General features: G+C 62.8%; 8 protein-coding genes and 1 pseudogene. 4 read left to right on the top strand and 5 right to left on the bottom strand.

Going from position 1 to position 12613, the window contains the following annotated elements; genetic code table 11:
- Positions 1-39: 39 nt before the first annotated feature.
- Together NKJ67_RS35170 and NKJ67_RS23430 are read right to left on the bottom strand one after the other, a co-directional pair.
- A pseudogene (locus tag NKJ67_RS35170) lies at positions 40-222 on the bottom strand (hypothetical protein); the annotation flags it as partial.
- Positions 223-315: 93 nt separating this feature from the next.
- Positions 316-5313 (bottom strand): autotransporter domain-containing protein, encoded by a 4998-nt coding sequence (locus NKJ67_RS23430; RefSeq protein WP_352583351.1) that lies wholly within the window; start codon positions 5311-5313, stop codon positions 316-318.
- Between the two features lie 57 nt (positions 5314-5370).
- On the opposite strand from NKJ67_RS23430, the gene NKJ67_RS23425 reads away from it, so the two are divergent.
- The 4 genes from NKJ67_RS23425 to NKJ67_RS23410 all read left to right on the top strand — a co-directional run bounded on the left by NKJ67_RS23425 (position 5371) and on the right by NKJ67_RS23410 (position 9246).
- Positions 5371-6033 carry a hypothetical protein gene (locus NKJ67_RS23425; RefSeq protein ID WP_352583349.1) on the top strand — a complete coding sequence of 221 codons (663 nt, stop codon included), beginning with the start codon at positions 5371-5373 and terminating at the stop codon, positions 6031-6033.
- Positions 6034-6412: 379 nt separating this feature from the next.
- A complete protein-coding gene (locus NKJ67_RS23420; protein ID WP_352583347.1) occupies positions 6413-7861 on the top strand; it encodes a sensor histidine kinase in 1449 nt (482 codons plus the stop codon).
- The gene (locus NKJ67_RS23415) at positions 7858-8553 is read left to right on the top strand and encodes a response regulator transcription factor (protein WP_352583345.1); all 696 of its coding nucleotides are present in this window, start codon (positions 7858-7860) and stop codon (positions 8551-8553) included. The genes NKJ67_RS23420 and NKJ67_RS23415 overlap by 4 nt, the downstream gene beginning before the upstream one ends.
- Before the next feature lie 174 nt (positions 8554-8727).
- A complete protein-coding gene (locus NKJ67_RS23410) occupies positions 8728-9246 on the top strand; it encodes an anthrone oxygenase family protein (protein WP_352583343.1) in 519 nt (172 codons plus the stop codon).
- 19 nt (positions 9247-9265) lie between these two features.
- Here NKJ67_RS23410 and NKJ67_RS23405 read toward each other — a convergent pair whose 3' ends face one another.
- Genes NKJ67_RS23405 through flhA form a run of 3 tightly spaced genes read right to left on the bottom strand, consistent with a single transcriptional unit; the run spans position 9266 to position 12488 of the window.
- Positions 9266-9649 carry a hypothetical protein gene (locus NKJ67_RS23405; protein WP_352583341.1) on the bottom strand — a complete coding sequence of 128 codons (384 nt, stop codon included), beginning with the start codon at positions 9647-9649 and terminating at the stop codon, positions 9266-9268.
- A 2-nt stretch (positions 9650-9651) separates the two neighbouring features.
- Positions 9652-10404, bottom strand: coding sequence for a flagellar biosynthetic protein FliR (gene fliR / locus NKJ67_RS23400; RefSeq protein WP_023810025.1), 753 nt, complete (start codon positions 10402-10404; stop codon positions 9652-9654).
- Positions 10401-12488 (bottom strand): flagellar biosynthesis protein FlhA, encoded by a 2088-nt coding sequence (gene flhA, locus NKJ67_RS23395; RefSeq protein WP_352583339.1) that lies wholly within the window; start codon positions 12486-12488, stop codon positions 10401-10403. Before flhA ends, fliR begins: the two co-directional genes overlap by 4 nt.
- Between the last annotated feature and the right edge of the window lie 125 nt (positions 12489-12613).

The following is a 12613-nucleotide window of genomic DNA, read 5'->3' as shown; positions in this document are numbered from 1 at the left end:
ACCTTGGAGGGTCCGCTTCGCGCCACACAATGCTCCCAGCTACTCCTGCGTCCGCTTCTGCGTGATCAGGTCCAGCCGCTCGCGGTCGGAGCGTTTGCGTTCGTCGCGGCTGCGTACGTCCTTGTAGGCGCGCTCGACCATGTTGGTGCGGGCGGTCGCCGCGGCGATGAGGCTGGCTTCCTGCCTGGCGCTCGCCAGGTTCGCCTCCTGGCGTACGACCGCCGGGCGATGCGATAAGCGGTCGTAGTGATATTCCGGATCGAATGGCCCTTTTTCCTAAGGGGCAGTCATTCCGGAACGATCCTTCCCGCTTAGTTAGAATTCCACGTTGAGCTTTGCATTGAAGCCGTTCTGCTGGACGCCGGAGCCGAACTGACCCTGATAGGCGACGCTGAGGGTTGCGGCATCGGTCAGGTTGAGATCGAGCCCCGCTTCGATGGCGGCACTGTCCTTTGCGATCGGTACGCCAGCGATTGTGAAGGCATCACCGGCAGAGAAGGCATGTGTGCTGGTCGGTATGATGCTGCCATAGGCATGGCGCCAGCCCAGCATGCCGCGCGCTGTGGCATCGATGGCGCCGAGCGTGAAGCCGGCGGAGGCTCTGAGACCAAGCGTGGTGAAAGTGGCGTCGGTGGTCTGGCTTGCACTGGTCAATGCCGCCGCACCGCCCTTTTCCGTGAAGCCGTCCGTATGCAGGTTGACATAAGCGAGGTTGGCAAAGGGCTCGAAGGCCGCGACTGGCGTATCGATGCGATAGCCGAGTTCCCCGAACGCCTGGAAAGTGCCAGCGTTGTAGTCGCCGCTCAGGCTGTCGGCAAAGCCGGGCATGGCCATCGAGCGCGATGTCTTGATGTCATGCCACGTATAGGCAAGCCCGGAGCGGAAGGCGAGAGCGCCCCGCTGCGTGCCACCATAAAGGCCGAGATGATAATTGTCGCTCGAGCCTGACGAGGATCGGCCATCGGCATCGAAGCTCGTGTGGCTGTAGCCAGTCATGATGCCAAGGCGCACATCCTCCGCGACAAGGCCGTCGACGCCGGTAAGAAAGCCCCCGGTGGAGGTATCGAGGCCCGCGGCATTGCCGTCGCCGTCGAAGGAGCCCCATGACCCGAAAGCCGTGCCCCAGGCGGCAAAGCGATCGGTGGCGGCAGGCGCCAGCACCGGACCGCCCTCGCCATAGGCCAGCACCGGGATTGCCGGGATACCTACCCCCTCGAAGGCCGCGCGCAGGCGGTCATTGATGGCATCGCGGACAAAATGGCTGTCCTCGATCAGCGCGGATTTGGCGGACGCGTGGATCTCGCCAGATAGCGCATCGAAGGCTTTGCGTGCGGTTTCGTCGTCCGGCAGGCCGGCGATTGCATTGTAGATCGGGTTGCCCGGCCCGGCGCTTTCGGCGCCATTGGCGGTGGCACACTGGTTGCGGGTGCCGGCCACGTCGCAGAACGACACGTCATTGCGAGCAACGTCGAGATAGACATTGCCGGGATCGTAGACGAGTGCCAGATCGACAAACGGGGCGTTCTGGTCGAACGCATCATAGGTGCCCGTCACGCCCTGATCCGCGCTCAGGATCGTGTAGCGGGTTCCGGCACTGTAGCCGCCCGGTGCCTTGAGCGCGAAGACGGTGCCACCCTGGATGGTGGCTTTGCCCGTCACGTCGATCAGGTCGGAATTGCCGGCCGGATCGATCTCGGCCAGATAGGTCGAGCCTATCTCTTGTGTGTAATCGCCTGACACATTCAGCGTGCCGATCGAGTTGCCCGGCGTAATCGTGCCGCCAGAGGCGATCGTGGTCGTGCCCACCGTTCCCGAACCACCGAGCGTGCCGCCGGCTGCAACCGCAATGGCGCCAGCAATGCTTGCCCCGGAATGGCTGCCGTCGCCGACAACGAGCTTGCCGCCGCCGATGGTGGTCAGACCGGTGTAGGTACTAGCGCCGTTCAGCGTCAGCGTGCCGGCGCCGGTCTTGACGAGGCTCCCTCCGATGCCAGTGCTGCCATCCTGGATGACGCCGCCGATCGTGTCGTTCTTATCCAATCCGCCAAGCGTCAGCATCTTCGAGCCGAGAAAGACGAGACCATTGCCCGAAAGCGAGCCAATCGCGATACCGTCCGACGTCATTTCGGAGATGTCGACCTTTCCATCCGTATCGTTGATGATCGTGGCGCCATCCGCGGTGTTGGCGCCATGGAAACCAACGAAGCCGCCCTTGTTAGTGATGGCGGCGCTGCCGGCAGACGCGGTGTCGTAGAAGTCGAGCGTTCCTTGGATTGTAACGCCAATCGTGGCATTGGCGGCGCTCGAATTGCCGTTGAAGGACGTCCTGCTACCATTGCCGGTGATCGAAGCCGCACCGGCCGATGTTTCGTCGTTGAAGTTGATGCGGCTTTGGGTAGTGACGATCGTCGCCGTTCCCGCCGACGCACTGCCATCGAAGCGCATCGTTGCGTTTGTTTCCATGACGATGTCGAGGCTCTCGGCGCTTGCATCATTGATGAAGCGGAGGTCACCGGCCTTGACATTCACCGGTCCGCTGCCCAGCGCGCCTGTCGTCGCCGCGGTGATGGATCCTGCCGAAACAGTCGTCCCACCGGCGTAGCTGTTGGCGCTCGAAAGCACCAGCCCGCCGGCTCCGGTCTTGGTGAGCGCACCGGTCCCGGAGATGATGCCGTTCGCCGTCAGGTCGGCATCGGTCTGGAACGTCCCACCGCCGGCATCCAGGGTGACGTTGCGCGCCGTCGCGAACGCCGCCGTGTTCCGCAGCGTGCCGCCATTGAATGTCAAGGCACCGCTTGCAGCGCCGAGATTGGCATCGGAAGAAACGGAAATAGTCCCGCCCAGAAGCCGCGTGCCGCCCTGATAGCTGTTGCTGCCTTCCAGGACGAGCGTGCCGCCTTCCGTCTTGCTGACCCCGCCCGCGCCTGTAATCGTCGTCGCGATGGTGGCTGCCGTGCCTGCCAGCACCCGGATCTCGGCATTGCCGGAGCCGCCCACGTCAAGTGTGCCGGGGCCTTCCAGGCGATAGCCGTTGTCGACGAATTGCAAGCCCTCGAAGCTTTGCGCTCCCTCGACGGCGATCGTGCCGCCGTCGAAGCCGCCCGGTTCGTTCTTGAACACCGCATGGTTGCCTGCCCAGGAGACGAGAGTGTCGCCGCCCTGATCCAGCCATTTTTCGTTCGTGGTGTTCCAGGTGCCGTCGCCGCCCTGCCAGTGCTGCAGCGTGTCGTCTCCCGGCGTGCCCGAAGCGGGAACAAACAGATCGACATTGCCATTCCCGGCCTGGATTTCATAAAGACTGGCATCGCGATAGGGAACCGCACCGATCGTCAAACCATCGCCTGACAGCGTCCCACCATAGGTCATCAGCCGATAATAACCCAAGCCTGCCGACCCGTCTCCCGGGTTTCCGCTCTGTGCCAGGTTAATCGTGCCATTAAGCGTAAGGTTGTCACGCACTGCTATCTGGTCGCTCACGCCCGTGGCCGGATTTCCGGCCGTGCCGGGACTACCCAGCTCGTAATCGAGGATCGATCCGGCCGACAGCTCCAGATTGCCATCGACCGTCAGCGTACCCACGGAATTGCCTGGCCCGATATGCCCGCCATCGGCAACCGTCGTCGTGCCCACCGTGCCCGAGCCACCCAGCGTGGCGCCGTCCTCGACATTGATCGTGCCACCGAGGAAGCCGGCACTGGCATGGTCCCCGACAAGAAGCGTGCCGCCTGCAACGGTGGTGGCACCGGTGAAGCCGGAACTGTCTGCAGCCAAAACGGTCGTGCCGCTTTCATGGAGGATGGTCCCCAAGCCGGTCAGGGAAGGGTTGAAAATCAGATCGGAGCCATCGGGATTTCCCAGGTGATTGAACACAACCGTACCGGTGCCAGGGCCAAAAGCTATCGACGCCGTATCGACCGTGCCGGCGGCCTTCGCCTCTTCTCCACTTGCCGCACCGATGTTGAGCGTTCCGAATGATCCTGTCTGGGCCGCCAACACAACGGTAGCAGGCCCCCCCGCAACCGAAACCTGCCCGCCCTCCGACAGAGTCAGCGTGCCCTTGCCAACGTAGCCAACGGCAATGAAGGCGTTGCCTGTCCAAACCGACCCGCGGCCCGTAATATTCACAACTCCGGTGGCTTGAGCATCCGCACCAATAATGGCGTTGCCGCTGGAAACCTGCCCGCCATATTCAATGCTGAGCAATCCATAGCCGTAGTGACCAACCGAGATGCCATCGAGTGTCCAACTCGAATCATTTCCGGAAATCACCGCGGAGCCAGTGCTGCCCGCGCCCTGGGCCAGAGCTCCCGCGGTACTGAAAACCTGACCGCCATTCTCGACGATCAAGCTCCCTTTCCCTTTATCGTGATCCCCGACAATAAGGACGTCGGCAGTCCAGGTGGCCGACCCTGAAACTCTTGCGGTGGCCGACTCGTCCGGATCAGTTCCGTCGGTATCAATCATCCCGGAAACAGAGGTGAGCTGCGTGTCGATGTCGAGCGTGCCTGCCGAGACGTATACGTTGCCCGCGAGGTCGAAATTGTCGCCCGACAGCGTCAGCTTACCGGCGCCGGTCTTGGCGAAATGGCCGGGGCCGGTAATGATCCCGTCATAGGTACCGTCGCTCGCCTGGTCGAAGACGACGCCGCCGCCGCCCAGGCCGGAGAAGGTCAGATTGCCGCCGAAGCTGTTGGTGTCGCCGACCAACGTGCCTTGATCTATGGTCCAGTCCTGCGCACCAGTGCCGGTCAGGGTCACGGTATTGGTTCCGGCCTTGTTGAAGCTCGTGAAGCCGACGAACTCGTCACTCGCGCCTACCGTGGCCGTATTCACGAGCTTCGAGACATCGAAGGCCGGTGTGGAAGGCAGCGTGTCATAGTCCCCGAGCATCAATGAGCCGGTCGCGCCACTCTCCACCACGACATTGCCGGTGATAATCGAGCCGTTTCGCAGGGAAAGCGTGTTGGCGCCGCCGGTGAAGGTGATGGCGTTAGCCCGGCCAAAGAAAGAATCTCCCCCAGTAATCACCCCAGCGTTAAGCACCATCAAATTGGCGCCTATGATGCCGGTACCACCGTTTCCATTGCTGGGCGTCAGGGGAATATAGCCGGGGGCGCCGCCACTGCCGGTTCCGCCAGCAGGGCCGTCAGAGCCGCCGGCATGGCCACCGTTGCCCTCGCCGCCAATGATCACTCCGCTGTTAAAAACCGTCCCGCCATTTCTGAGGTCGATCGCTGCGCCGGCGGGTGCAGAAACCCCGGCGCGGCCACCGGTAATGCGACCGTCGTTGACGATACTGCCAGAATCTCCCATCACAATGGCTGTTCCGCCGGTGGCTAAAGCCCCGCCCGTGCCACCGAGGACATCGCCATGGTTGGTCAAATTGCCGCCGGTGTTCAAAACAATGCCCGCACCACCACCACCGCCGAAATTGGCGCCAGGATTGCCACCGTTTCCGCCAGCAACGGTGGCCGAGCTTTCAACGGTGATGGCGCCGTTGTTCAAAAGCACCATGCCGGCGCCCCCGCCGCCGCCGCCGCCGGCAAACGGGCCATTGCCATTGCCATCGCCGCCATCGCCGCCATGAACATCAGCCGTCACGGAAATTGCCGGGTTCGTCTCTGCATTACGCACGCCATCGCCACCAGCGCCGCCGCCGCCATAGCCTCCGTCCAAAAAGCCGCCGGCGCCGCCATAGCCTCCATCGCCGCCATTGAGGGGCGCAGAAATATCGCCAGCAATGATATTGCTGTAACCACCGCCGCCGCCACCACCACCACCGCCACCGGAGCCGCCGTTCTCGCCATTTCCACCGTCTGGAATGGCCTGCGTGCCGGCCGCCCCACCGGTCCCTGCATCCGGACCGTTGCCCGCGACGCCGGCGTCACCTGCATCGCCACCTTCGCCACCGTTGCTGTTTACGTCACCACCACCGCCCTGGCCTCCGGTCGCACCATAAAGAGCCTGTGCATGCGCCGGCGCCGTCAGGACGACTGGCAGCAGCAACGACCCCGCGAGCGCCGTGGAGCATAAAAGTACAAGCGGGCGCATAAGCGAGCGACGATCGCGAATTGTCATGGAATTCCCCCTCGTGTGCCGCAAGCAACGATTCCGCCGCCCGCCCGATCGCCGGGCGTCCTGCGAAAATCATCGCTTGCCGCTGCGTCGGGTCGCATGCGTCCGCCACGCACCGCCCCGACCGCTTCCTCACGATCGGCCCGGCGAAACCACCAAGACGATCGCGATCGATGATAAAACGTCCTCTCCCGGCAATTCCACCGATCAATTCTATTGAATTCTGACCAATTCTTGCACGCGCGGATCGCGCTTGCCTCCCCGCACAACTCCTGCGAGATTCAACATTCGGCGCATCGGGGGATGCGGCAGGGGAACCCCGTGCGAATGCTCGACCATGCTTGATCTAAAGACCGTTCTGGTTGTCACGTTCGCAACCGCAAGCCTGCAGGCCGTCACCTGGTTGTTTGTGTGGCTGGCGTGGCGCCGTCTCTATGAGTTGAAGTTTCTTGCGGCCGGCTTCGTCGCTATCGCGGCGGGGGTGCTGCTGATTCTCCTGCGCGGGGAGCAGCCGGCGGCCTGGGCCATCGTGCTCCACAACACGATCATCAAGCTGGGCCTTGTGTTGCTGGCCGAGGGTCTGGCGCGCTTTCTGGGGCAGCCACGCTATACCTGGATCAGCATTTCACTGCTGATTATCCAAATTGTCGTGTGGAGCGCCGCCCTCGCGATTGATCCGGGCGACATTGCCATCCGCATTCACGCATCGACCTTCTTTACGGTCGTCATGATGTCGGTGATGTGTCTTGGGCTGATGCGGGACCGGACGCAACCATCCCTCCTGCGCTGGATCACGATCGGTGTGCTAGCCGAGTATATCGCGGCTAGCGTTCTCCAGAGCATCATCGAATACCGGCTGCCGGTCGATTTTCAAAGCGCCTCGGTTCTGGCCGACCGCAACGCCTGGTATCTGCTGCAGGGCGCGCTGTTCCTGATCGCCTTTTTCGGCTGCCTGCTGTTCATGGTCAGTTCGCGGCTGTCCTCCGCGCTGCTCGAGAAAAACATCGCCCTGTCGCGGGAGGTACGGGAACGACGACGGCTGGAAAGCCGGTTGAACGCGAGCCTGGCGGCCGAACGCGTGCTTCGCGACGAGCAGGCGGACTTCATGCGCGTCGTCAGCCACGAGTTTCGCACCCCGCTCGCCATCATCCGCAACGCGGTCGACATGATCGGCCTTGTCGGCAACAAGTCGCCCGAAGCGACACGAGAACGGATCGCCGGCATTGGCGAGGCGCTCGATCGCCTGTTTTCCCTGATCGACCGCTTCATGGCCAATGACCGCGACAGCGGGTTTCAGCCGGAGACGATACGCGTCGGTTTGCTTATTGCCGATGTGCGGCTGCATTTCGGGATGACCGGGCGCGGCGAGCGCCTGATCTTTACGGCCGATGACGACGACGTTTTGCTTGTCGCCGATCCCGAGATGCTGGCGACCGTCCTGATCAACCTCATCGACAACGCGCTCAAATATTCGCCAGAGGACCAGCCAGTCGATATCGATGTGCGCAGCGAGGGTCGAAGTGTGGTCATTCGGGTCAGTGACCGTGGCATCGGCATTCCACAGGCCGAGCTTCACAAGATCGGCAGGCGCTTCTTCCGGGCCTCCAATACGATGGCGGGAACCGGAACCGGGCTTGGCCTCTATTCTTCGCGCAAATTGCTGGCCTATCACGGCGGCAAGCTGCAGTTGCTCGCCAACGACGACCAGGGCACTACGTCCATCGTCAGCCTGCCTCTGGCAGGCGAGGCAACGGATCGACTTTCGCCGCAGGAACTGACCGCATGACGCATATCCTGATCGTCGAAGACGAGCCCCGGCTGCGCAAGGACCTGGCGGATTTCCTGGAACTGACGGGCTTCACGGCCGAAGGCGTCGCGACCGCAGCGGAATTGCGCCAGACGCTAGCCAACGGCAGTTCGCCCGCTGTCATCATCCTCGATGTCGGGCTGCCCGATGGGAATGGGTTCGATCTGGCAAGCGAAATCCGCAAATCACATGCCTGCGGCATCATCATGCTGACGGCGCTCGGTGACAGCGACGACCGTATCCGTGGCTTTGAGAGCGGCGCCGACATCTACCTGGTCAAGCACAGCACGCTGCGCGAGATCGACGCCGCAATTCGCAGCCTGCTGCGACGGACGGGAGCCCCGCCCGACTCTGCGAACGGCAGCAGCGATCAGTGGGTGCTGGACGGTACGAACTGGATGCTGATCGCGCCCAATCACCGTTCGCTTAAACTGACGGCGGCCGAGTTCGCCTTCATGAACGTGCTCTGCAACCGTAGCGGTGAAATCTGCCAGCGCGAGGATCTGGTGGAGCTTGTCGCCCGTCCCAGATCGAACTTCGACAACAGGCATCTCGACGCCGTCGTCAGCCGGCTACGGCGCAAACTGGAGGAACACATCAGCTTGCCCGCGCCGATCAAGGTCGTTTATGGCGTCGGCTACACATTCACCGCCACCGTATCGGTGGAATGACCATCGGCTTCTGGCGCAGCAAAGCGGGAGAAACGACTGCTTGTAGCAGGCTTGCGCGGCGGGCGATGCAGGCGGTGGTACTGGGTGTCTGCCGAGTGCGCCCTTAAATCCAGAAAGCTGCAAATGGAACATTGGGTGCCCAACGGCGTTCCGCCGCAGTGCCAGGTAATATCGATGGCGAACCTGGAGCTCCGAATGTTAGGTCTGCTGCAAGTTGCGGTCGTCATGATCGTTGCGCTGCCCATGGCGCTATCGGTCGCGCATGCCTTGGAGCTTCCAGGGAAGATGCGGCTTGACGAGCGCACATATCGTGCCGTGCAGCACATCTATTACCCCGGCTTTACGATCGGCGGCGCAGCCGAACCGCTGAGTATAATCGTGACCGGTCTCCTGCTATTTCTCGTCCCGGCTGGAACCGCCGCCTTCTGGCTTGTCATGGTCGCCTTTGTCGCCTTGCTGGCGACGGTTGCGATCTATTGGATCGCCGTTCACCCGATAAACAAATACTGGATGGAAGATGCGGCAGCGGGGGTGTTTGGCGCATCCTTCTTCAGCGCTGGCGGGAAACGCGATGGTCCGCAGGCGAATTGGACGGAACTGCGTGATCGTTGGGAGTACGCCCATGTCGCACGGGCCGTTCTCACCAGCGTCGGCTTGCTGGCTTTGGTGATCTCGCTCGTCGTCCAGACGTAGCTGAGCAGAACACCCGCAGCTACTCCTCATTCCGCTTCTGCGTGATCAGGTCCAGCCGCTCGCGGTCGGAGCGTTCGCGTTCGTCGCGGTTGCGTACGTCCTTGTAGGCGCGCTCGACCATGTTGGTGCGGGCGGTCGCCGCGGCGATGAGGCTGGCTTCCTGCCTGGCGCTCGCCAGGTTCGCTTCCTGGCGCACCACCGCCTGGGCAATGCGGCGATGGTAGAGATCGGGAAACAGGGCGGAGAGCGAATCGGCCTGGTCGAAATGGCCGACCAGTTCCTTGGCCTCGGCCTCGGCGGCACTGGCCGCCGCAAGGAAGGTGGCGTGGCGGGTTTCGTGCAGCGCCTTCAGCTGTTCCTGAACCTTGACCAGCTTCTTGAGGCGGTCCTTGCGCGTGCTCATTTCTATCTCGCCAATGTCAGATCGACGAAGCCGTCGACGAACAGCGACAGCATGGTGCCGACGGCGAAATAGAAGATGATCATGCCGCCGGCGATGATGAAGGGCTGGGAGATGAAATAGATCGGGATCTGCGGCGTCAGCTTGTTGACGAAGCCGATCGTCAGATTGACGAGAATAGCATAGGCGACGAACGGGCTGCCGAGGCGGATGACCAGGAAGAACGTGTCCGACACCGTGTCGGTGACATCGACGAGGGCGGCCTGCGGGTTGAAGAAGACGTTGACCGGCGCGACCGTGTAGGAGGAAACCAGCGCGCGTATTATCTCGTGGTCGAAATCGAAGACGAACAGCATCAACAGCGCCGAGAACGAGATGATTGCGGCAAGGGCTGCCTGGGGTTCGGGCTCCTCGATCGCCGGTCCGCCGGTGCCGCCATAACCGACCAGCATGGCGATGGCCGAGCCCATGAAGCGCAGGGCTTCCATGTAGAGCCTGGTCATGGCGCCGATCAGGCCGCCGACCAGAAGTTCCGAGATGATCATCGGCACAAGGATCTGCGGGCGCGGGTCGACGAAAGGAAAGATCTTGTCCCACAGAAAGGCGAGCAGGCCGCCGGTGGCGGCGACCGCCACGAACAACCTGACCTGGACCGGGACGCGGGCGCTGGAGAGGCCCGGCATCAGCATGAAACAGGCGCCGATGCGGCAGAAGGCGAGGAACGCCGCGATGACGACGCCTTGCGACAGCACGCTCACGATATGGTTCCGAGCACCTTGATCTCGACGCCCTTGGCGATTTCGACATGGCTGAGCACCGGCAGCGTGGTGAACAGGCGCTCGATGATCATGCGCACATAGGGGCGGGCGTCGGGCGCGGTGACGAGGACGAAACGCTCGCCGGCTTCCAGATATTTCTTGATCGCCTTGGTGGCGTCCTGGCCGAACTCCTCGAGCTGACGCGGGTCGATGTCGAATTCGCGCACCTCGCCCTTGGCGTCGCGCTTGAGGCTCTGGTGGAAGGCGAGATCCCAGCGGTTGCCGAGGCGCAGCACTTTCAGCACGCCGCCCTCGGACAGGTCGCCGCATATCTGCTGGGCCATGCGGATGCGGACATGCTCGACAATCTGCTCGGTGCGGCGCACATGCGGCGCGATCTCGGCGATCGCCTCGATGATCAGGTGCAGATTGCGGATCGAGACGCGCTCGGCCAGCAGCAGCTTCAACACCGCCTGCAGGCCGGGATAGGAGATGTGCGTGGTGCAGATCTCGTCGGCGAGCTTGCGGTATTCCTGGTCCTGGCGTTCGAGCAGCGCCTTCATGTCCTTGTAGGACAGAAGCTGCGGCAGGTTGTTGCGGATGACCTCGGAGAGATGGGTGAGCAGCACCGACATGTTGTCGGCGAAGGTGTAGTTCTCGCGCTTCAGATCCTCGGCGAAGGCTTCGACGACGGAATAGGCGCGCATGCCGAAGGCCGGCTCGCGGATTTCCTCGCCCGGTATCTCGGGTATGTCGCGATTGCCGAGCAGCACCATGATCTCGCCGACGCGCATCTGGTACTCGGCCACCACGGTGCCGTGCACCTTGATCTGGTAGCTCTTCGGCGGGATGGCGAAATCGTCGGCGACGCGCACTTCCGGCACGACGAAGCCGTACTGGGTGGCGAATTTCTTGCGCATCTTGCCCATGCGGAAAACCAGTTCCTGATGCGATGTCAGCAGCCTTGTCGACAGCTGCTTGCCGATCAACAGCTCGATCTCGGCGGTGGCGAGCGAAGCCTTGACCGAGTTCTTTTCCTCCTCGACCTTGGTCGCCTTTTCCTGGTCCTTGATCGCCTCGGCTTCGGCGAGGACCCGGTTGGCGCGCATCGGGATGACGTAGCCGAGACCGGCCATGCCGGCGGCGAGCGCAAAGAACGGGAACAGCGGCAGGCCGGGCATCAGGCCGAGCAGGACCAGCAGCGATGCCGCGACATAGAGGGCGCGCGGGTGGGCACCGAGCTGGCCGAACACCGCCTGGTTGGTCGAGCCGCGGGTGCCGCCCTTGGAGACGAGCAGGCCGGCGGCGAGCGACACGATCAGTGCCGGGATCTGGGTGACGAGGCCGTCGCCGACCGACAGCTTGATGAACACGTCGGCGGCTTCGCCCATGCCCATACCGTGCCTGATGTAGCCGATGGCAATGCCGCCGACGATGTTGATGGCGGTGATGATGAGGCCGGCGATGGCGTCACCGCGCACGAACTTCGAGGCGCCGTCCATCGAGCCGAAGAAAGAAGATTCTTCTTCCAGCTCGCGGCGGCGCAGCTGCGCTGTCTTGTCGTCGATCATGCCGGCCGACAGGTCGGCGTCGATCGACATCTGCTTGCCTGGGATGGCGTCGAGGGTGAAGCGCGCGCCGACTTCGGCGATACGGGTGGCGCCCTTGGTGATGACGATGAAGTTCACCACGATCAGGATCATGAAGACAATCAGGCCGATGACGAAGTCGCTGGCCATCACCAGCTTGGAGAAGCCGGCGATGACATAGCCGGCGGCATGCGTGCCCTCATTGCCGTGCGACAGGATCATGCGCGTGGTGGCGATGTTGAGCGACAGCCTGAGCATGGTGGCGATGAGCAGCACGGTCGGGAACGACGAGAAATCGAGCGGCCGCTGGATCCACAGCGCCACCATCAGGATCAGCACCGAAAGCGCGATCGAGAAGGCGAGGCCGATGTCGATGAGAAAGGCCGGAATCGGCAGGAACAGGACGGCCAGGATGATGACGATGCCGATGGCGAAGAAGACGTCGCGGCCGTTCTTGGCCACCGCGCCGGGCTGAATGCTTTCGCTGATCGCCATATCGTCCTCAAACCCCATAGACTGCCGAGCGCGCGACAGGCGTCAAACCTAACTGGCCAAGCTTGCGCGAGGGTGGGAGGCTGGATTCAGCGCTGCGTTCAAGCGCCAGGATTTGGTTTGGCGTT

It is taken from the genome of Mesorhizobium sp. M0088, assembly GCF_040322895.1.
Taxonomy (GTDB): Bacteria; Pseudomonadota; Alphaproteobacteria; order Rhizobiales; family Rhizobiaceae; genus Mesorhizobium.
This window is presented reverse-complemented; position numbering and strand designations above follow the sequence as displayed.